The sequence below is a fragment of the Sphingobium sp. genome (genome assembly GCF_049304695.1).
Lineage (GTDB): Bacteria > Pseudomonadota > Alphaproteobacteria > Sphingomonadales > Sphingomonadaceae > Sphingobium.
The window spans coordinates 34,794-56,178 of record NZ_JBAQOK010000040.1 but is presented as its reverse complement, the minus strand read 5'-3'; the positions used below and the strand labels follow the sequence as shown (position 1 = coordinate 56,178).

Here is a 21,385-nt window from a genome sequence, read left to right as displayed (position 1 = left end):
ACGGACAGACCAGGGACATGAAGGCCACCATCGAACGCGCAACGCTCCTCAAGAGCCTGAGCCACGTCCAGTCGGTGGTCGAACGGCGCAACACGATTCCCATCCTGTCCAACGTCCTGATCGAAGCATCGGCCGATGGCGCGATCAAGCTGATGGCGACCGACCTCGACCTCCAGATCGTGGAAAGCGTGTCGGCGCAGGTCGAACAGGCTGGCGCGACGACGATTTCCGCCCACACCCTGTTCGACATCGCCCGCAAACTGCCTGAAGGCAGCCAGGTGTCGCTACATGCGGCAGAGGGCAAGATGCTGATCCAGGCCGGGCGCGCGCGTTTCAACCTGTCCACCCTGCCGCGCGACGATTTCCCCGTCATTGCCGAAGGCGACCTGCCCACCAGTTTCGAACTGCCCGCCGAAACATTGAAGCAAATCATCGACAAGACGCGCTTCGCCATCTCGACCGAAGAAACGCGCTATTATCTGAACGGCATCTATTTCCATGTGTCCAACGACGGCGAGCCGGTGTTGAAAGCGGCGGCGACCGACGGCCATCGCCTGGCGCGCGTCACCGTGCCGCAGCCCGACGGCGCGGACGGCATGCCCGGCATCATTATCCCACGCAAATGCATCGCCGAACTGCGCAAGCTGCTCGATGAAGTCGACGGGTCGGTGCAGATCACCCTGTCGGCCAGCAAGATCCGCTTTGGGCTGGGCAGCGCGATCCTGACCAGCAAGCTGATCGATGGCACATTCCCCGATTACAGCCGCGTCATCCCGACCGGGAACGACAAGCTGCTGAAAATTGATCCGCGCAGCTTCGAGGAAGGCGTCGATCGCGTCGCCACCATCGCCACGGAAAAGACCCGCGCAGTCAAGATGAGCCTGGACCGTGACAAGATCACCCTGTCGGTCACAAGCCCCGAAAACGGCACGGCAGCCGAAGAAGTGCCCGGCGCGTTTCAGGGTGAGGGTTTCGACATCGGCTTCAACGCCCGCTATCTGCTCGACATATTGGGGCAGATCGACAGCGATCTGGTCGAGCTGCATCTGGCCGACGCCGCCGCGCCAACGCTGATTCGCGAAAATGACAGCAGCAACGCGCTCTACGTGCTGATGCCGATGCGCGTCTGACACGCGGATCGGCGCAAACCCGCTTTCCTGTCATGAATTTCGTAATTTAGCGGTCGGTCGCAGTAATTCTCTGTCAATGAACAGGCGCTAAACCATGGCGCATGTCATCGCTGCGCAAGCCCATTTCCGAAACCCAGTCCCGCCCCATGACGTTGATGGTGGCGCTGGGGCTGGCGGAAAGCGGCACGGAAGTGTCCGCGTCGTGGATATCGGGCGCGTTCGTCCACATCGCGCGGCTATGGCCGCTGCTGCTGCTGGCGAAAATATGCGTCGTCGCCTTGCTCGGCATCCCCTTCTATCGCTCCGGCGATGGGCTGCATGCGATGGCGCTGGCCGCCATGCTGCTGATCGACGGCGCGCTGATCATTGCCCCGCACAGACACACGTTCCAGCAACGCATGCCGCACATCCAGAACTGGCTGATGCTGCCGATGGTATTCCTGTCCGGGCTGACGTTCAGCCTCTGGCTGGGGCGCGAGCCGTTGGCGGCATCCGGCATCCTTGTCGCAGCTGCCGTGCCCGAATTGTCGGTCGCGCTGTTGGCGGTGAGCATATTTGGCGATCGCCGATTGCTTGGCATCAGCTATTTTCTGGGCGCACTGCTGGTGTGGGTGGTCGAAAGGGCAGGCATAACGCAGATCGGCCTGCTGATCAGTTGCGTCGCCGTCATGCTGATCGCGGCGCTGCGTCAGGCAAAGGCGGATCGCGACAAGGCGATCGAACGGCATCGGCAGGATTTGCGGGCGCAGCGGTCCGACCGTTTACTGCTGGAACATGAGCGGACCGGCCGCGGCTGGTTCTGGGAAACGGACCGGCAAGGCTGCCTTACCTATATTTCCGATACGTTGGTACAGACGCTGGATACGGCCAGAAACGGTTTGATCGGACGCCCGATTACCGAAATCATCCGTCACGGCGATCGGCAGCATGGCGATGGCGAACGGACACTGGGCTTTCACCTGTCTGCGCGCACCGGCTTTTCCGACATTTCGGTACAGGCCGCGATGGCGCGAGAGGAACGGTGGTGGTCGATTTCCGGCCAGCCGGTGTTCAACGAATATGGGCAGTTTCATGGGTTTCGCGGCAGCGGCACCGACCTTACCGAAATGCGCCGCAGCCAGGCAGAGGTCACGCGGCTGGCACAGTTCGATTCGCTCACCGGCCTTGCCAACCGCATCCAGATGCTGCGGTCGCTGGAACAAGCGGTAACCGCGCGCCAGGGCAAGCCGGGCGAATGTGCGCTACTGATGCTGGACCTGGATCGGTTCAAGAGCGTCAACGACACGCTGGGTCATCCGGCGGGTGACGCGCTGTTGCGACAGGTCAGTCACCGGTTGCAGCGCGTGGTCGGCGACAAGGGGCTGGTGGGTCGGCAGGGCGGAGACGAGTTCAAGATATTGTTGCCGGGCCGCCACGATCAGGCACGTCTCGCCCTGCTGGCGCAAAGCATCATCAGCGCCGTGTCACTGCCCTACACGATCGAAGGGGTGGCCGTGGTGATCGGCGTATCGATCGGCATATCCTTCTGCCCGCAGGATGGTGTCACCGCCGACGCGATGATTCGCAACGCGGACCTGGCCCTCTATGCGGCCAAAGGCGACGGTCGGGGCGTTCACCGTTTCTATTCGCCCGACATGCACGCCGATGCCGAAGATCGTCGTCGGCTGGAGGAGGATTTGCGCCACGCACTGGCCGACGATGGCCTGCATCTGGTCTATCAAGCGATCGTGTCATCACGCACCGAACAGATTACCGGCTATGAAGCGCTGCTACGCTGGATCCATCCGGTGCGCGGTTATATCTCACCGGAAGTTTTCATTCCCATTGCCGAGGATACCGGCCTGATCGGTCAGATCGGCGAATGGGTGCTGCGCACCGCCTGCCGCGACGCGACGCAATGGGCGGATGATGTTCGGGTCGCGGTGAACGTATCGCCGACCCAGTTCGCCAATCCCGGTTTCCCCGCGACGGTCATGAACGCGCTGGCGGCGGCTCAGCTGGCGGCCGAACGGCTGGAACTGGAAATTACCGAAAGCGTGTTCCTGAACGACGACGATGGCACCGACGCCATGTTCGCCCGGTTGAAAGGGCTGGGCGTCCGCCTGGCACTCGACGATTTCGGCACCGGCTATTCCTCGCTCGGCTATCTGAAAAAGGCACCGTTCGACAAGATCAAGATCGACCAGAGTTTCGTGCGTGGCGCGGCGAGCAAGGACAGCCGCAACAGTGCGATCATCAAGGCGATCGTCAGTCTGGCCGAAGCGCTTGGTATGGACACGACGGCGGAGGGCGCGGAAACGCAGGACGAACTCGCGCTGATTCGCAACTTGGGATGCAGCCATGTGCAAGGCTTCATCTACGGGCATCCGATGCCTGCCGCCGATGTGCTGGAGCGTCAGCAGGCCCATGGCGTCACCGCGATCGCTGACGGTTTCCAGTCCAGCCGCCCGGCGCGCAGGACGATGCTGCGCACCGTCGCCGTCCATCATGACGGCCATGTCTATACCGGCCGCGTGCGCAATATCTCCGCCACCGGCGCATTGATCGAGGGGCTGTGGAACGTGCCGCTGGGCACGCTGTTCGCGATCGAACTGGCCGAAGGACAGTCGGTCAACGCCACCGCCCGCTGGTCCAAGGAAGATCGTGTCGGCGTGGAGTTCGTCGGCAGCATCGATCTGGCCGCGCTGCGCAGTCCGCCACGGGCACTGGCGTCCTGATCCTGCCGCATCATCAGCAATAAAATGTCATGATGACGGGCAGGAACGCCCGGATCGCACGATCATTATCATCGGCACGTCCAACGCCAAGGAGACACGCCGATGAACCATTTCGACGATCGCGATCGCAACGAACCTGCACACCGCCATGGCCGAAACCTCGCCGCGATCGCAGGCGTCGCCGCCGTTCTGGCGATCGCGTCGATCAGCGCCTATTCCATGTCCGGCAAAAATGCGCCGGTAAAACCCGCCAGCGGTTCCGCTCAGGCCATGGCGCTGGCCAGTTCGCACGAGCCAGCGCACTAGGGCCGATCGACATTTAGATGATGACGAGCCGAAAATGGTGACTTTTCGTGACCCGGAGCGCAGCGTACTCAAAGTACGTGAGCACCGGAAGCGCGAGAAGTCGCCATTTGCAGGCCGTCAGGGCTGAATGTCGATTGGGCCTAATTTACGGTCACTCTATCCCCGTGGCCGCTGACCCGCTGCGAAATTGGGCAGGAACAGCTTTCGGAAGCTGATCGAGACCGTGCGTCCAAGCGGGTCGAGATAATCCTGCTGGTAACGCAGCGGCGTCAGCCCGCTGGCGTCCCTAACCTCGCGCCGCTGGTTGAAGATATTGTCGATGCTGAACTGCACCCGCGCCCCGCGCAGAAAAGGGATCTTGCTTTGCAGCCCCTGCATCTGCCCCAGATTGGCGAAGATGCGCAGGTTGGCGGTGGCGAGACTGCCAAAATCCAGCCGCGTGCTGCCGCCCGCCGTTCCGGTCAGCGCGCCATCGACATGGGTGCCGCTTTCCCAGTCGAGACCCAGCCGCGCGCCGATGCCGTTGTTGGTATAGCCGACCCGCGCCTCCACCTCATGCCGGGGCTGGCCACCTGAAGATCCGGTCGCGTCGCCGTTCAGCAGGTCGAGTTGCGGCACACCGGGCGCGATCGCGATGCTCTCGGTCAGGTGCCAAGTGTGATAGAGGCTGAAGCTCAGCCGTCCACCGCCCTGTCCACCACCACGGGGACCGCCAAAGCCGCCGCCCCCCGGCCCTCTGCCGCCGCCGGGACCGGCATTGCCGCCCTCGCCACGGGGCCGGTCGCCGCCTTCGCCGGGTGGCGGGCCACCTTGGGGACCGCGTGGCGGACGATTGCCGAACAGGGCCTGCAATTCAGGCGGGCGATCCTCCGGCTTGCCGCCAGCGGCGCGCCACGCTTCCACGACTTTCTGGATATGCGATTTCAGCGGGATCGACAGGTCGAAGCCCCAGCGCAACTGCTCGCTTTGCGACCGCAGGAAATTGATCGGCCGCGCATCGATCTGAAGCAGGGTGCCGTCCGCATCGCGCACGAACCGCTGGGGAAAGGCCGCTTCGATCGCAGGCGTCGGGCTGGGGAAGGCAGCGATCGGATTAGTCGTCCGGCTGTTGAGATAGGTGGCGGTCAGCGTCAGGTTCGGCTTTTCGAACGGCTTGATCCGCGCGCTCAGACGAAACTGATCGCGCACGCTTTCACGCAGGGACGCATTGCCGCCCGATAATTGGGTGACGAACACGCTTTGCCCGGTGGCATAGTCGAACACCGACACGTTGGGCGTCAGGATTTGCGGATCGGTAATCTGCGTGCCGGTCGGTGCGGCGCGATCCTGATTGGCGGACATCAGCAGTTGCACCGCGCTGACCGGTTTCCAGCGCAGGCCATAGCCCAGCGTCGATAGTGTGCCGAAGTCGGACAATTGCTGCGCAGCGACGTTCACATTGACGCCGATGTCGCCCACGCCGCCCAGCACACCCTTGGATCGGCTGGTGATCGGCAGGTCGAAGCTGAGCTGACCGCTGCCGATCTCACGATTATAGTCGGTGCTGCGTTCCACCCCGGACCGCACCGACCGGCTGGAAAAGCCATTGGCCGACGCGCCCAGTTGCACCGATGTCGTGACCTCCCCGGCGGGCAGGGAGAACAGCGATCCATTGACCAGCAGGTCGCCCGTCACGGCCTGCGACTTTGCACGGGCGCTGTCGGACAGGCGCGTGGACAGCAGGTCGGGCGAGAAATTGCCATAAGGATTGACGCTGGCGCTATTGCCATCGAGCGCGGCCTGGACCGCGTCGGTCGATACGCCCCGGTCAGTCCGGGTGCGCGTGATCGACAGGTCGCCATTGCCGGTGAACGACCATTGCCAGCTACCGCCCAGCCGCCCGTTCAGCGTCAGCCCGACATGCCCCGTCGTGCCGCGCACCTGTTGTCCCAGCGCCCCGGCCTGCGCCAGATAGCGATAGAGGGTCACGTCATTGGCGAAGGGGGAAAAGGGATTGTCCGCCGACAGGTTCAGCGCCGCCTGCGACAACCCCTGCAGCGAATCGCTGTCCGACAGTTCCAGCCGCCCGTTCAACGTCGCCGACACCCCGCCCAGCGCGCGGGCCAGCGTGGCATTGGCGGAAAAACTCTCCGTCGCGGGGCTGAGCGTGCGATAGCGGGTCAGGTCGCTGACGCTGGTGACGTTCGCCCCCGCCACGAAGCTGGCGAGCGAAGGCGCCCCGGTCCCGGCATTGGCTGGCACACTCGCCACGGTCACGCTCTGGCCCGCAAGCGCCGACAGCGCCGGGTCGATGTCGGCCCCGCGCACGGTGGAGGTGACATTGCCGTCGATAGCATAGGGGCGGCCCGGCGCGGTCGATACGATGTCCCGCTCGCTTTCCAGCAATTGCGCGGCGCGGCTATATTTCAGGTTCAGCGTAAAGCGATTGTCGCCGTTGATGCGCAGCAGGCCCGCTTCGACCTGCCCATTCTCCCGCCCGCCATCGGTGGTCGTGCCGCCGCGCATATCGGCGGTCTCCGCACGAAACCGCTGGCGCAGGACGATGTTCACGACCTTTTGCGTCGGCGCATAGCCATAGGACAGCGCGACCTGTTCGGGCAAAATATCGACCCGCGCCACCGCTTCGGATGGCAGGTCGGAAATTTCGGAAAAACTGGAAATCCGCTTGCCGTTCAGCAGGATCACGGGCGACCCGTTGGTCTGCGGCGACAATTCGGTGATGAGTTCGGAAATGGACGTGACGCCCAGCGCCCTGATGTCCGCGCCGGACAATTGCTGTTCGGGCTGGATCGTGCCGACCACCGACCCGCGTTGCGGCTGTCCGGTGACGATGATTTCCTCACCCTCCTCCGCCTGCGGCAGCGCGGCACCCTGCGGCATCTCCTGCGCCATCAGGGCAGCGGGCGATGCGCCCAGCATGAGCGACGCACAGACAATGGATGCGGAAAAACGCACGGATAGACCCCCAATGGACAGAATGACATTATGTCCGCTCTAGCGGGCAGTTGTCGCAGAACTCTGCCAAAGCCAAGCCCGATGTGTCGCAAAATGTATTGGCGGCGGTGGAGGGTTGGTTCAGGTGCTGGCGATATGTTGGCGGAACCAGTCGGCCAGATCGTCCTCCGACAGATTGCCAGCCGCCAGTTCCAGAAAAGCGACGACCAGTTCGGCGTCCGTTACGTCCAGGCTCTGGCCGTCGAGTAACAGAAATGTTTCGCTCACTACAGCCGCGATGCGTTTATTCCCGTCAATAAAGGGATGGTTGCGCGCTAGGCCGTAAGCATAGGCCGCCGCCAGCGCCGCTGCGTCCGGTTCGCCATAGTTGACCAGATTCTGCGGCCGCGCCATTGCGCTTTCAAACAGCCCGCGATCGCGCAGCCCATCGCCCCCGCCACCATGTTCGGCAATCTGTTCGGCATGCGCCGCCTCGGCGACTGGCACCGTCACCCAAACCCAGTCATGCCCGGCCATTATTTGGCCAATTCACGCAACGCACGCTTGCGCCGCGCCATGACATCGCGGGCTACTGCCATCTGCGCATCGAAATCCGGCTCGGCAGCGGACAATTCGATCCCGCGCGGGGTGATGACGACGGACAGGCTGTCCCCGGCACCGGCATGAAGATGCGCGAGCAACTCCTTGGGCAGAATGACTCCTGCGCTATTGCCGATTTTTGTGATTTTAAGGGGTGCGTTCATACGGTGGTTATAACAAACTTTCCAGCGTTCGCACAGTCGTAATGACGCCGCTATACTTCACTGACGATCAGCCGCAGGTGCGCCTCGCAGCAATCCCTCCGTACTCAGATCTTCGTCCACATCCGGCCAATGGATGCCATAGCCACCGCCTGCGATTTCCCAATGAGCGCGCTCGACTGGAGTAGCGTGAGCAAGACGGGGATACCATGCGAGCGGCACGGAAATGCTGCGGCCATCCATCAGGTCCACGATCAGGCTGTCGTCGTCGCACCGCACATCGGCGACACGTTCGTCGGTGATCTTAGCCGAAATATTCATGCCATGCCTCCAGAAGGCGATCGCGATGCTCCGCCACTAGGGCGAGTATGCCATTGATCTCCGAGCGACGAAAGCCGGTGTTCTTCGCCATCTTTACCGGATCGAGCCAAACCTTCATGGACGAGCCGCCTTTGTCTACATGGACATGCGGCGGCTCATTGGGTTCATGGCTGTAGAAGTAAAGGCGGTAGCCGTCGGGGCGAGCAATGGTTGGCATATCAGAACTCCTATTGACCGCCAATAAATGCCAATCTCATCGCCCAGCCTCTACGGACGCCAGATATGTGCCTCCCCTCAATCCCGCTCCCGATCCCCAGCGCCCATATACAGTTCGCTACCGGTTTCCCTGAACACTTTGCTCATTTCCGCCATCCCCTTCTCCGCGTCCTCCGCTGCGATAAACGCCGTCGCGTCCTGATTCTGCTTGGCGGCGAAGTCGCGCACTTCCTGACTGATCTTCATCGAACAGAATTTGGGTCCGCACATGGAGCAGAAATGCGCCGACTTTGCGCCTTCCGCAGGCAGCGTCTGGTCATGATATTGCTCTGCCGTGTCGGGATCGAGGCTCAGGTTGAACTGATCCCTCCAGCGGAAATCGAACCGCGCACGCGATAGCGCATCGTCGCGCACCTTGGCGGCGGGATGCCCCTTGGCCAGATCGGCGGCATGGGCGGCCAGCTTGTAAGTGATGACGCCCACCTTCACATCGTCGCGGTCGGGCAGGCCCAGATGCTCCTTGGGCGTCACATAACAAAGCATCGCCGTGCCATACCAGCCGATCATCGCCGCGCCGATGCCGCTGGTGATATGATCATATCCCGGCGCGATGTCGGTGGTGAGCGGCCCGAGCGTGTAGAAGGGCGCTTCGCCGCACGCTTCCAACTGCTTTTCCATATTCTGCTTGATCTTATGCATGGGCACATGGCCCGGCCCCTCGATCATCACCTGCACATCCTGTTCCCAGGCGCGCTTGGTCAATTCGCCCAGCGTATAGAGTTCGGCAAACTGCGCTTCGTCATTGGCGTCGGCAATGGAGCCGGGACGCAGGCCATCGCCCAGCGAATAGGCAATGTCATAGGCCTTCATGATTTCGGTAATCTCGTCGAACCGCTCATACAGAAACGATTCCTTGTGATGCGCCAGGCACCATTTCGCCATGATCGATCCGCCGCGCGACACGATGCCGGTCACGCGCTTTGCGGTCATCGGGATGTAGGGCAGCCGCACGCCCGCATGGATGGTGAAATAATCCACGCCCTGTTCGGCCTGTTCGATCAGCGTATCGCGGAATACGTCCCAGTTCAGGTCTTCGGCCACGCCGCCGACCTTTTCCAGCGCCTGATAGATCGGCACGGTGCCGATCGGCACGGGCGAATTGCGGATGATCCATTCGCGTGTGTCATGGATGTTGCGCCCGGTGGACAGGTCCATCACCGTGTCCGCGCCCCAGCGGATCGACCAGACCAGCTTGTCCACCTCACTCGCCACGTCCGACGCGACCGCGCTGTTGCCGATATTGGCGTTGATCTTGACCAGGAAATTGCGGCCGATCGCCATCGGTTCGGATTCGGGGTGGTTGATATTGTTGGGGATGATCGCCCGGCCCCGCGCCACTTCGTCGCGCACGAATTCCGGCGTCACATAATCGGGGATTTCCGCGCCCCAATCCTGCCCGTCGCGCACATATTCGGCCAGCCGCGCCCGACCCAGATTCTCGCGCTCCGCCACATATTCCATTTCCGGCGTGATGATGCCGCGTCGGGCATAATGCATCTGGCTGACGTTCGCGCCGGCCTTCGCGCGCAGCGGGCGGCGGTGCATGTCGGGGAATTGCGCGACGCCCGCCGAACGATCCGGGCCTTTGAGGCCGTTATCTTCGGGCTTCACCGCGCGCGCATCATATTCCTCCACATCGCCGCGCCCCACGATCCAGTCGCGGCGCAGCGCGGGCAGGCCCGCCATGATGTCGATCTGCGCATCCGGGTCGGTATAGGGACCGGACGTGTCGTACACGCGCACCGGCGCTTCCCCGCTGCCCGGTTCCAGCGTGATTTCGCGCATCGCAACCTTCAACGGCCCGACATGGATCTTGCGCGATCCGCGAATCGCGCCAGTGGTCACGCCGATTTCGGTGCGGGCGGGGATGTCTGCCATCTCATTCTCTCCTCATGGGCGAAGAAGAGAGACGGCAAGCGGTGTGAGCGCGGCAGACCCTCCCTACGCCGGTGTCAGCCGGATCAGGTTCGACGGGTCGCAGCCACAAAGCTGCCTCTCAACCATCTGCGGATGGTCCCCCGGGGATGCTGGACAGGATAGGGAAGTCGCGGCACAAGTCCAGAACCTTATGTTCGATCACCCCCCACCCGATCTGTCGACCAAGGCTGGCCGCAAGGCATGGCGCCACGAATATCGCATGGTCGCGGTACGTCCGCGTCGCTGGGGGCTATGGCTGCTGACCATCGGCTTTCTGCTGCTGCTCGCGCCATCGGCATTGGGCATACATGCCGTCTTCGGATGGTCGCCCAGCCTGATCGGGACAATCCTCATGGTCGCGGCGCTGCCCTTCCTGATCGCAGGCGCTCTCTTGCGCAGGCGATACCGGCGCGGACGGATGATGCCGCGCGCGCACTGAATCATCTGGCCTAAAGGCCACAATCGTGATGTCCGCGACGATTGCCTGTTGCATTGCAACAGGGGGTGTCGTTTGATCCTGTGATGCTCAAGGCCGCTTTACACCATCTCACCGCCTATCGTTACAGCCGTTCGATCCGCTTGGGACCGCAGGTCATACGCCTGCGCCCCGCGCCGCACAGCCGTACGAAAGTGCCCAATTACGCGCTGAAGATCGAACCGGCGAACCATTTCCTGAACTGGCAGCAGGATCCGCACGGCAACTGGCTGGCCCGCGTGGTTTTCCCCGATCCGGTCGATCATTTTTCGATCCAGGTCGACCTGCTGGCCGATCTCGACATCATCAATCCGTTCGACTTCTTCGTGGAGCCTTATGCGGAGACTTACCCCTTCGCCTATGACGACCAGCTGAAAACCGATCTGGCGGCCTATTTCGATGTCGAGGATCAGGGTCCACGGTTCGAAGCGATGGTCGCCCAATATGACGGCTACACCAGCCGCACCGTGGACTTTCTGGTCGAGGTAAACCGTCGCCTGCAACAACAGGTCGGCTATGTCATCCGCATGGAGGCAGGCGTCCAGACACCGGAAGAGACGCTGGACATCGGCACCGGGTCGTGCCGCGATTCGGCCTGGCTGCTGGTGCAATTGCTGCGACGCGTCGGCTTTGCCGCCCGTTTCGTGTCGGGCTATTCGATCCAGCTCGTCGCCGACGTCGAACCGATCGAGGGGCCAAAGGGGGTCACGCAGGACGTCGTAGACCTCCACGCCTGGGCGGAGGCTTATGTGCCGGGCGCAGGCTGGGTGGCGCTGGACGCGACCAGCGGCATGTTCGCGGGCGAAGGGCATATTCCGCTGTGCGCCACGCCACACTACAAGTCCGCCGCGCCGATCAGCGGCATGGCGGAACCGGCCGAAGTCGATTTCGAATTTGCGATGACGGTCAGCCGCATCGCCGAAGCCGTGCGCATCACAAAACCGTTCACCGACACCCGCTGGGACGCGGTGATGGCGCTGGGCGCGCAGGTCGATGCCGATCTCGCGGCTCAGGACGTGCGCCTGACCATCGGTGGCGAACCGACCTTCGTCGCGGTGGATGGCGGCGATGCGGAAGAATGGAATGGCGACGCCGTCGGCCCGACCAAGGCGGCCTATGCCGACCGGCTGATCCGCAAGCTGCGCGCCACCTTTGCGCCCGGCGGCATGCTGCATCATGGACAGGGCAAATGGTATCCGGGCGAAAGCCTGCCGCGCTGGGCCTACGCGGTCTATTGGCGCAAGGACGGCACGCCGATCTGGCACGACGAAAGCCTGATCGCGCCCGATAATGCCCCCGATGGCGCGCGCACGGTAACGGCCACGGATGCTCAGGCGTTTTTGGCGCATATCGCGGGCAATATGGGCTTTTCCACCGACTATACCCATGCGGTCTATGAAGATCCGGCGGTGTGGGCGGTCAAGGAAGCCGACCTGCCCATCAACGCCAGCCCCGACGACCCCAAGATCAGCGATCCCGAAGCACGCGCCCGCATGGTCAAGACGTTCGAGCGTGGCCTGGACCAGCCGGTCGGCTATGTCCTGCCGGTCCAGCGCTGGCAGAGCCAGGTCGCCACGCCGCGCTGGCAAAGCGAAATCTGGCAGTTGCGCCGGGGCAAGCTGTTCGCGGTGCCGGGCGATTCGGCGCTGGGCTATCGCCTGCCGCTCGGCTCGCTGCCCTATGTGCCGCCGTCGGACTATCCCTATATCCACCCCCGCGACACCAGCGAACCGCGCGAGCCGCTGCCCGATTTTCGCGCGCAGATACCCCAGCAGGCCAGCGTCGAGGATGTGCGCGCGCAACAGGCGCAGCGCGTCGCCGGACCGGACGGCGGTTCAGCCGCGCAGGAACGGGTCGAACAGGTCATCATCGAAGGCGCCGTCCGCACCGCCATCACCGTGGAACCGCGCGGTCATTATCTCTCGGTCTTCCTGCCCCCGGTCGAAGCGCTGGAGGACTATCTCGAACTGATCGCGGAGGTCGAATCGGCTGCGAGCGCAACACGCATCCCCGTGCGGATCGAGGGCTACTCCCCCCCGCCAGACCCCCGCATCGACGTGCTCAAGGCGACGCCCGACCCCGGCGTGATTGAAGTCAACGTCCATCCTGCCGCAAGCTGGGACGAAAGCGTCGCCATCACCGAACGCCTCTATGGCCTAGCCCGCGAATGTGATCTGACCGCCGACAAATTCATGGTCGACGGCCGGTCGGTCGGCACCGGCGGAGGCAATCATATCGTGCTGGGCGGGCCGACGCTGGTCGATTCGCCGTTCATCCGCCGCCCCGACCTGCTCAAGAGCTTCGTCCTCTACTGGCAGCGTCACCCGGCCTTGTCCTACCTGTTTTCGGGCCTGTGCATCGGCCCGACGAGCCAGGCACCCCGCATCGACGAAGCGCGGCATGATGGGCTGTACGAGCTGGAAATCGCACTGGCGCAGGTGCCAAATCCCTTCACCGGGGATGGCCCACCCCCGCGCCCATGGCTGGTCGATCGGCTGTTCCGCAACCTGCTGGTCGATGTGACGGGCAACACCCATCGCACCGAAATCTGCATCGACAAGATGTTCTCGCCCGACGGCCCGACAGGACGCCTCGGCCTGCTGGAATTTCGCGGGTTCGAAATGCCGCCAGAAGCGCGCATGAGCCTGGCGCAGCAACTGCTGATCCGTGCCATGGCGGCGTGGTTCTGGCGGCAACCGCAACAGGGCGGCCTCGTCCGCTGGGGCACGGCACTGCACGACCGCTTCATGCTGCCCCATTTCGTCTGGGCCGATTTCCTCGAAGTCCTGTCCGACCTGCGCGGCGCAGGCTACGACTTCGACCCCAACTGGTTCGAAGCGCAGCGGCAGTTCCGCTTCCCCATCCATGGCACGGTGGATGCCGGCGGCGTGGGCCTTGAAATCACTCACGCGCTCGAACCGTGGAATGTGCTGGGTGAAACCGGCGCGATCGGCGGCACGGTGCGCTATGTCGACAGTTCGACCGAACGGTTGCAGGTCCGCGCCACCGGTCTGGTCGCCGGGCGGCATATCGTGTCGTGCAACGGGCGGCGCGTGCCGATGATTGCGACGTCCGTGCCGGGCGAGGGCGTGGGCGGCGTGCGGTACAAGGCATGGGCGCCCGCCAACTGCCTGCACCCGCAACTGCCGACGAATGCCCCGCTCACCTTCGACGTGCTCGATAGCTGGAGCGGGCGGTCGCTGGGCGGCTGCGTCTATCATGTCGCGCATCCCGGCGGGCGCAATTACGACACCTTGCCGGTCAACGGTTATGAAGCCGAAGCGCGGCGCAAGGCGCGGTTTCAGGATTATGGCCACACGCCCGGATCGGTCGACATGCCACCCGCCGAAACGCAGGGCGAATTTCCCATGACGCTCGACCTGCGCCTGCCCCCGCCGGGCCTGTGATGGCCGCCGACCCGCTGATTGCACCGGACATGCAGGCGGACGGTTGGGCCGACGCCTATCTCGCCACCGCCCCGCGCGGCGACCTGTTCGGCGATGCGACGCCGGACATGGGCGCTCGCTGGCGGGCGATGCTGGCCCGACTCAGCCGTCAGGCACAGGGCAACCCCGCCACGCTGGACGATCATGTCGCGCGGCAGGCGGTGGACCTTGGCATGGCGTTCCGCCTGACCGGGGACGAACAGGAACGCGCCTGGCCGCTGGGCGCCGTTCCCCTGCTGATCGACGCGCACGAATGGGCCCATATCGAACAGGGCCTGACCCAGCGCGCCGAACTGCTCGAACAGGTCATCGCCAATATCTATTCCAGCCAGTCGCTGGTCCGCGACGGCAACCTGCCGCCCGGCGTCATCACCGGCAGCCCGCATTATTGGCGGATCATGACCGGCGCGCCGCCGCCGCAGGGCCATCATCTCCATTTCTATGCCGCCGACATCGGGCGCGGGCCGAGCGGCGAATGGCGCGTGCTGGCCGACCGGGTCCGCACGCCGGTTGGCATGGGCTATGCGCTGGAAAACCGGCTCGCTCTGTCGCGCGCGACCGGCGATCTGCTGGGCGCGATGAACACGCGGCGGCTCGCACCCTTCTTCGCCGAACTGCGTCGGGGCTTGGCCGCAGACTGCGAACGGTCCGACCCGCGCATCGGCCTGCTGACGCCGGGCCGCTTCAACCAGAGCTATGCCGAACAAGCCCACCTTGCCCGTTATCTCGGCCTGCTGCTGGTGGAGGGCGACGACCTGATCGTGTCCGACGGGCGGCTGTTCGTACGCACGATTCAGGGATTGAAGCGGGTCGATGGGCTGTGGCGCTGGATGGACAGCCGCTTTCTCGACCCGCTGGCCTTCGACGGCAAATCGCGCATCGGCGTGCCGGACCTGTTCGACGCCTGCGCTAATGGCGGCCTGATGGTCGGCAACTGGCCGGGCGCAGGCGTCATCGAATCGCGCGCCTTTGCCGCCTTCCTGCCGCAACTGGCGCAGGAGATATTGGGACAGGACCTCATCCTGCCCAACATCGCGACATGGTGGTGCGGACAAAGCGAGGAACGCGACCATGTGCGCGACCGGCTGGACGATCTCGTCATCGGTTCCGCCTTCGATCAGGACGTGGCTGGCCTGCCCGACACCCATTCCATCCCCGGATCGGCGCTGGACGCAGACCAGCGCGACGCGCTGCTGGCCGCCATCGCGCGCCGACCGATGGACTATGTCGGGCAGGAGGTGGTGAAACTGTCCACCACCCCCGCCATCGTCGATGGACAGCTTACCCCCCTGCCCTTCACCATGCGCGTGTTCGTGGCGCGCGATGCAGTGGGCCAGTGGCGCGTGATGCCCGGTGCCTTCGCCCGCCTTGCTGCGCATGGCGACATTCGCGCGGCATTGATGGGTCGGGGCGATATGTCCGCCGACATGTGCGTGGTCGACGAACGCCCTGCCCCGCCCGACAGCCTGCTGGGCAGCGGCGCGCCCGCCATCCGCCGGATCGGCGGCATGTTGCCAGCCAAGGCAGCGGATAACCTGTTCTGGCTGGGCCGCTATATCGAACGGACGGAAATGACGCTGCGCATCGTCCGCGCGATCGTGGGCGGTTCGATAGAGGCGGACCTTGGTCCATCGATCGGATCGCCGACCATCACCCGGCTGCTGGATCAGCTCGCGCTCTGGGGCGCGGTGCGCGGCACCGGCGGCGCGCTCGGCCCGCTGTGCGCCACCGCGCTGGGCGACGCGCGCCAGTCGGGCAGCGTCCGCGCGCTGATGGCCATCGTCGGCAATATCGGTCAGGGGCTGCGCGATCGGCTGGCCAGCGATTTCTGGCGACTCGTCCGCCTGCCGCTCCCCGCCTTCGACGGCGCAGTCACTGACACGCTGCTCGATGCGTCGTCGCGCATGATCGAGCGAATTTCGGCGCTGTCGGGGCTGGCGGCGGAAAATATGGGCCGCACCGACGGCTGGCATTTTCACGACATGGGCCGCCGCATGGAGCGTGCCATCAATGGCTGTCGGCTGATCGCCCGGCTCGGCGACGACGGCGCTTCGGCTGACGATCTGACCGTGCTGCTCGACCTGTCGGACAGCCAGATCAGCTACCGCACCCGCTATATGACCGGCCCTGCGCTGGCCGCGGTGCGCGATCTCGTCGCGCTTGACCCCTATAATCCGCGCGCCATCGCTTATCAGGCCCAGCGGCTTGCAGAGCATATCGCCACCCTGCCCACGCTGCGCGCCGACGGCATGCCCGAAGAACCGCGCCGTCTGGCCGACGCCCTCGTCGCGCGGCTGGCGCCCCTGACCGGCGACATGCTGACCATGGCCGATATAGCCGACGTCGAATCCCGCCTGCTTACCCTGTCCGACGCCATCGGCCAGCGCTACTTCCTGCAACTGCGCCAGGCGGAAAAGCCCGACGGCGCGGACCTGCTGTCATGATCTACCATGTCCGCCACCGCACCCTGTTGCGCTATGGCAGCGCCGTGCGGCTCGCCCGGTTCAACCTGCGCCTGAAACCCGCGCCATGGCCGGGGCAATGGACAGCCGATTATGCGCTGGATGTCGATCCCCTGCCATCGATCATCGAATCGCGCCCCGGCGGCTGGCCGGTCAATGTCGCGCGGCTGGTGATCGAACAGCCCATCCGCCAGCTCACCATCGAAACCCGGTTCCGCGCGGGCGTGCAGGACAGTCCCCCGCCCGAACCGCAACCGGGCGATCCGACCATCGCCGCCGTGGCGCAGGCGGCCCTGCTCGATCGCGACATGGGGCCAGCCGCCCCCGCCCACTATCTCTACGCCGGGGCGCGCACGCCGATGCTGGCGCAGATCGGCGACTGGACCGGGGCAACGCTCGCTCCCGACCGACCGATCATCGCCGCTGCGCTCGACCTTACGCTGCGTATCCAGTCGGAATTTCGCTACACCCCCGGCGCAACCGACGCCGCCACGCCGGTCGCCGACGCCTTTGCCGCCCGCCATGGCGTGTGTCAGGATTTCGCGCAGGTCATGGTCGTCGCATTGCGTCTCGTCGGCCTGCCCGCCGCCTATGTCAGCGGCTATCTGCGCACCAATCCACCACCCGGCAGGCCGCGTCTGGTCGGCGTGGACGCCATGCACGCCTGGGTCATGCTGTGGTGCGGGCCGACGCGCGGCTGGATCGGTTTCGATCCCACCAACGGCGTCATCACCGGCAACGGCCATCTCTTCGTCGCCATGGGCCGCGACTATGCCGACGTCGCACCGATGGACGGCCTGTTCGTCGGCGGTCGGGGCCAGAGCATCCAGTCGATGGTAGACGTCGCGCCGGAGGAAGAAGCAACCCTCTAAAAAATTCTCCCCTACAAGGGGAGGTGGCAGCGCATAGCGCTGACGGAGGGGTGTCACCGTCGCCTTACAAAGGCTACTTCACCGGCTCAAACACCAACGGCATCCCCGTGCGCGGACGGATGGTCAGGCGGCTGATCGGTTCCGGCTTGAACCCCAACGGTACGTCCAGATAATAGCGGCGCACGACCGACGCGATCACCGTCATCACCTCCTGCTGGGCAAAGCCCGCTCCCACGCACACGCGCGGCCCGCGTCCGAAGGGAAACCAGGCCTGCTTGACCATATCGGCATTGGCCGGATCGTCGAACCGGTCGGGGTCGAACGCATGGGGGCAGGTCCAATTATCCTTGTTCCGCTGCGTCAGCCATGGCGCGACCACCAGCATCGATCCGGTCTCCAGATGCTTGTCGCGCATGTCCATCGGGCATGTAACCTCACGCGGCAGGAACGACACCGGCGGATAAAGGCGCAACGTCTCGCGAAAGATATTGCGCACCATGCCCATATCCTTGAGCATCGGCGCGGCCAGCGGCGCGTCGCCCGCCACCGCCACGATCTCGTCCCGCACCCGATCCTGGATGTGCGCGCATTCTGCCAGCATATACAGCGCCCATGTCATCGTGCTGGCCGATGTTTCATGCCCAGCCAGAAAGATGGTCGACACCTGCTCCATCACCTGCTGGCAGGTAAAGGGCACGCCGCTCTCAGGATGCTTCGCCTCGATCAGCGATTGCAGGATATCGCGATGCGGCGCGTCCCCGCGCGCGTGCCAGCCCTCATAGCGCGCCTCCACGATCGGGCGGAACACGTCATGAATGGCGCGCGCGGGGCCATGGGATCGCTTCTCGAACCATCCCGCAGGCAGGCCATAGAGCCGCAGCATCGACGCCGAATGCGCCAGCCTCTGGAACCTGCCGAACGCAGTATGGATGATGTTCGACCGCGTTTCGTCCAGCGTCTGCGAAAACAGCGTGCGGAATATGATGTCGGCGGCGACATGCGTCATCATCGGATCGATATCGACCGGCTTGGTCCGGTCCGCAGCGTCCAGCCGGGTGAGCAGGTCGTCCGCCGCGCCCACCATCAAAGGCATCGACTTGGCCAGAGCGGTGTGGGCAAAGGCCGGGTTCACCATCGCCCGCTGGCTTTCCCAATCGGTGCCATTGGCGGAAAAGACGCTGTTGCCGATCAGTGGATCGAGGTTGCGGACCAGTTCGCTATGCTTGGGATAGGCTGTGCCCCCGCGCAATATCTGGTCCACCAGCGGCAGGGCATTGGCGATATACATGGTGCGTCCGGGCAAGCGGATTTCGCCCATCTTCATCGTATAGCTTTTGTCGAACAGCACATGGATCCAGCTATGCCAGCCACGCAGGAAGCGTTTGACCAGCCCGCGCTTGGTCCGGGGCGGCTGCGGATAGGGCGGGGTAAACAGATCGGTCAAGGGATCGTCCTGAAAGCGGCAACGGCGTCGTCCACGGTGCGCGGGCCAGCGGTCAGGCTGATGAAATCGAGCGGCGAGAGCCGGTCGCCCACGCGCAGATAGTCGAAATGCGCCTCATATTTATTCGACCAGCCGCCATGATAATTTTCGGGCCGATAGAACAGATGAAAACGCGGCGATAGCATATCGACCCGCGCGGCGTGGCGTTCCGCGACCAGCCGCAACGGGTTGACGTTATAATAGGCCGCGCCATCGGGGGGCGAAGATATGTCGACATAGCGAAACGCCTTGTCCGCCAGCGCCGCCAGATCCGCATGATACCATCCCGCATCGCTGCGCAGCCCGATCACCGGCACCACCTGGCCCAACCCCACCATCACCACATGATCGGGCAGCGGCTTGCCCCGCAACGCCAGCACCCGGCGCAGCAGCGTCATGCCCAATATCGTCCCCGCGCTGTGCGTGACGATCTGCACTTCGTCCCAGTCGCCGTCCAGTTCCGCCGCGATCCGCGCCGCAAACTGGTCCAGCCGCGCGTCGAGTTCCGCCCCCGGTCCGTTCGCGGCCAGCGCACCATGATAGGTCATGAACCGCAGCAGCCACGGCACCACCAGCTTGGCCAGCAACCGCCCCGACAGCAGCGCGCTGATCCCGATCCCCGCCAGCGCCCCGACCCACCATGGCAGCACGAGTGACAGCGCCAGCGCAGGCACCAAAGCCAGCAACAACGGAATCAGCACGGCAAACGCCGGCGGATAAAGAATGGTGATGACCGGGCCGGATCGCAGTCCCCGCATCCGCCCGAACTGCATGAACCGCGCATGGCCCCAATAGGCCCGCGCCGCCCGCCATGCCAGCGGCAGTGGATTGCGGATCCACACCTTCGCGATCAAATCTTCCCAGCGCAGATATTCATAATCGACCGCGACGCCCGCCCCTTCGTTCACCACGTCCCACTGCACCGACACCAGCGAACCGTCCGGCCCGGCGCGACGCCCGCCCACGGTCACGGCCTGCCCGGCCAGCCCGGTGTAGCGGCCCGCCTGTTCCCGATAAAGCTGGTGATAGAAACGAACGCCGCGTGGATCGAAACCGCCCAGGTAGAAGACTTTACGCTTGAACTTTTGCACTGTCCCGGCCCTAATCGGGTCATGAACACGCCCGAACGCGATTACTGCTATTTCATAGACCACCGCAAATACAACCGAAACATCGGTTGTCGTCGCCACGACAATGCCTATGGCATCAATGGCGGCGGCAGCGAGCGGGACCGCTGGCGCGCGGACATGGCCTTCTATCGCCATATGCGCGACAATGGCGATCCGATGGCGCTGCCGTCCCTGCTGGCCTGCCTGGCGTTCGGCTGGTTCTGCTGGAACTATCATCCGGGCAAGGGGCTATGGCGCGGCCAACTCTTGCGACGGTTCGCAAAAGCGCCCAAATGACCGGCATGACCAGCCCTAAACATGTGTCCGTCGGTTCCGTCACCTTCGGCAACGATCTGCCCTTCGTCCTGATTTCCGGCCCGTGCCAGATCGAAAGCCGCGACCATGCGCTGTTCGCGGCGGAAACCCTGCATGCCATCGCCGCAAAGGCAGGCGTGCCGTTCATCTTCAAATCCTCCTTCGACAAGGCGAACCGCACCTCGGTATCGGGCCAGCGCGGCGTGGGATTGGACACAGGTCTAGCCATATTGGCGGAGGTGAAGGCGACGCTGGGCTGCCCCGTCCTGACCGACGTGCATGACGCAACGCAGGTCGAAGCAGTCGCACAGGCGGTCGATATCCTCCAGATCCCCGCCTTCCTCTGCCGCCAGACCGACCTGCTGCTCGCCGCAGGCCGCACCGGCGCGGTCGTCAACATCAAGAAGGGCCAGTTCCTCGCCCCATGGGATATGGCCGCCGTCGCGCAGAAAGTCGCATCGACCGGCAACGACCGCATCCTGCTGACCGAACGCGGCGCGAGTTTCGGCTACAACACGCTGGTCAGCGACATGCGCGCCCTGCCCACCATGGCGCAGACCGGCTACCCCGTCATCTTCGACGCGACCCATTCGGTGCAGCAACCCGGCGGTCTGGGCAGCGCATCGGGCGGCCAGCGCGAGTTCGCGCCGCTCTTGGCCCGCAGCGCGGTGGCGGCAGGCGTCGCCGCGATCTTCGCCGAAGCCCATGAAGACCCAGACAACGCCCCCTCAGACGGCCCGGTCATGCTGCCCTTCGACTGGGTCGGCCCGATGCTGGCAAAGCTCAAAGCGATCGACGAGGTGGTAAAGGGGTAAACCGAGGGGTGAACTATCCCGTGTTCCCGCGCAGGCGGGAACCCAG

The 21,385-nt window shown here is 64.3% G+C and carries 17 protein-coding genes and 1 riboswitch; of the genes, 9 read left to right on the top strand and 8 right to left on the bottom strand.

Annotation, left to right across the window (positions count from 1 at the left end; all coding sequences use genetic code 11):
- The first annotated feature begins 17 nt into the window (after positions 1–17).
- The 3 genes from dnaN to WA070_RS05645 all read left to right on the top strand — a co-directional run bounded on the left by dnaN (position 18) and on the right by WA070_RS05645 (position 4,153).
- Entirely contained in the window at positions 18–1,130 is a 1,113-nt protein-coding gene (dnaN, locus tag WA070_RS05655; RefSeq protein WP_422633145.1) for a DNA polymerase III subunit beta, read from the top strand.
- A 101-nt stretch (positions 1,131–1,231) separates the two neighbouring features.
- On the top strand, positions 1,232–3,847 hold the full coding sequence (locus WA070_RS05650) for an EAL domain-containing protein (RefSeq protein WP_422633144.1): 2,616 nt from the start codon (positions 1,232–1,234) through the stop codon (positions 3,845–3,847).
- A gap of 102 nt (positions 3,848–3,949) precedes the next feature.
- Complete coding sequence (locus WA070_RS05645; RefSeq protein WP_422633143.1) at positions 3,950–4,153, top strand: hypothetical protein; 204 nt, start codon at positions 3,950–3,952, stop codon at positions 4,151–4,153.
- Positions 4,154–4,309: 156 nt separating this feature from the next.
- Here the strand turns inward: WA070_RS05645 and WA070_RS05640 are convergent, their stop codons facing one another.
- The 6 genes from WA070_RS05640 to thiC all read right to left on the bottom strand — a co-directional run bounded on the left by WA070_RS05640 (position 4,310) and on the right by thiC (position 10,323).
- Positions 4,310–7,108 carry a TonB-dependent receptor gene (locus WA070_RS05640; RefSeq protein WP_422633142.1) on the bottom strand — a complete coding sequence of 933 codons (2,799 nt, stop codon included), beginning with the start codon at positions 7,106–7,108 and terminating at the stop codon, positions 4,310–4,312.
- 120 nt (positions 7,109–7,228) lie between these two features.
- Positions 7,229–7,624, bottom strand: coding sequence for a type II toxin-antitoxin system death-on-curing family toxin (locus WA070_RS05635; RefSeq protein WP_422633141.1), 396 nt, complete (start codon positions 7,622–7,624; stop codon positions 7,229–7,231).
- A complete protein-coding gene (locus WA070_RS05630; RefSeq protein ID WP_422633140.1) occupies positions 7,624–7,851 on the bottom strand; it encodes an AbrB/MazE/SpoVT family DNA-binding domain-containing protein in 228 nt (75 codons plus the stop codon). The genes WA070_RS05635 and WA070_RS05630 overlap by 1 nt, the downstream gene beginning before the upstream one ends.
- 57 nt (positions 7,852–7,908) lie before the next feature.
- The gene (locus WA070_RS05625) at positions 7,909–8,169 is read right to left on the bottom strand and encodes a DUF2442 domain-containing protein (RefSeq protein ID WP_422633139.1); all 261 of its coding nucleotides are present in this window, start codon (positions 8,167–8,169) and stop codon (positions 7,909–7,911) included.
- Complete coding sequence (locus WA070_RS05620) at positions 8,153–8,386, bottom strand: DUF4160 domain-containing protein (protein ID WP_422633138.1); 234 nt, start codon at positions 8,384–8,386, stop codon at positions 8,153–8,155. The genes WA070_RS05625 and WA070_RS05620 overlap by 17 nt, the downstream gene beginning before the upstream one ends.
- A 77-nt stretch (positions 8,387–8,463) precedes the next feature.
- Complete coding sequence (gene thiC / locus WA070_RS05615) at positions 8,464–10,323, bottom strand: phosphomethylpyrimidine synthase ThiC (protein WP_422633137.1); 1,860 nt, start codon at positions 10,321–10,323, stop codon at positions 8,464–8,466.
- A 43-nt stretch (positions 10,324–10,366) separates the two neighbouring features.
- A riboswitch (TPP riboswitch) is annotated at positions 10,367–10,476 on the bottom strand.
- Positions 10,477–10,513: 37 nt separating this feature from the next.
- Between thiC and WA070_RS05610 the strand changes: the two genes are divergently transcribed.
- From WA070_RS05610 to WA070_RS05595, 4 genes are all read left to right on the top strand, one after another.
- Positions 10,514–10,801, top strand: a complete 288-nt coding sequence (locus WA070_RS05610; RefSeq protein WP_422633136.1) for a hypothetical protein — start codon at positions 10,514–10,516, stop codon at positions 10,799–10,801.
- Positions 10,802–10,884: 83 nt separating this feature from the next.
- Positions 10,885–14,244 (top strand): DUF2126 domain-containing protein, encoded by a 3,360-nt coding sequence (locus WA070_RS05605; RefSeq protein ID WP_422633243.1) that lies wholly within the window; start codon positions 10,885–10,887, stop codon positions 14,242–14,244.
- The gene (locus WA070_RS05600) at positions 14,244–16,727 is read left to right on the top strand and encodes a circularly permuted type 2 ATP-grasp protein (RefSeq protein ID WP_422633242.1); all 2,484 of its coding nucleotides are present in this window, start codon (positions 14,244–14,246) and stop codon (positions 16,725–16,727) included. Before WA070_RS05605 ends, WA070_RS05600 begins: the two co-directional genes overlap by 1 nt.
- On the top strand, positions 16,724–17,617 hold the full coding sequence (locus tag WA070_RS05595; protein ID WP_422633135.1) for a transglutaminase family protein: 894 nt from the start codon (positions 16,724–16,726) through the stop codon (positions 17,615–17,617). Before WA070_RS05600 ends, WA070_RS05595 begins: the two co-directional genes overlap by 4 nt.
- Before the next feature lie 73 nt (positions 17,618–17,690).
- Here the strand turns inward: WA070_RS05595 and WA070_RS05590 are convergent, their stop codons facing one another.
- Both WA070_RS05590 and WA070_RS05585 read right to left on the bottom strand, forming a co-directional pair.
- On the bottom strand, positions 17,691–19,061 hold the full coding sequence (locus tag WA070_RS05590; RefSeq protein ID WP_422633134.1) for a cytochrome P450: 1,371 nt from the start codon (positions 19,059–19,061) through the stop codon (positions 17,691–17,693).
- Positions 19,058–20,191, bottom strand: coding sequence for a hypothetical protein (locus tag WA070_RS05585; RefSeq protein ID WP_422633133.1), 1,134 nt, complete (start codon positions 20,189–20,191; stop codon positions 19,058–19,060). The genes WA070_RS05590 and WA070_RS05585 overlap by 4 nt, the downstream gene beginning before the upstream one ends.
- 21 nt (positions 20,192–20,212) lie before the next feature.
- On the opposite strand from WA070_RS05585, the gene WA070_RS05580 reads away from it, so the two are divergent.
- Together WA070_RS05580 and kdsA are read left to right on the top strand one after the other, a co-directional pair.
- Positions 20,213–20,506 carry a hypothetical protein gene (locus tag WA070_RS05580; protein ID WP_422633132.1) on the top strand — a complete coding sequence of 98 codons (294 nt, stop codon included), beginning with the start codon at positions 20,213–20,215 and terminating at the stop codon, positions 20,504–20,506.
- A 5-nt stretch (positions 20,507–20,511) separates the two neighbouring features.
- Positions 20,512–21,339: a 3-deoxy-8-phosphooctulonate synthase gene (gene kdsA, locus WA070_RS05575; protein WP_422633131.1), complete on the top strand. Its 828-nt coding sequence runs from the start codon at positions 20,512–20,514 to the stop codon at positions 21,337–21,339.
- Positions 21,340–21,385: the final 46 nt, after the last annotated feature.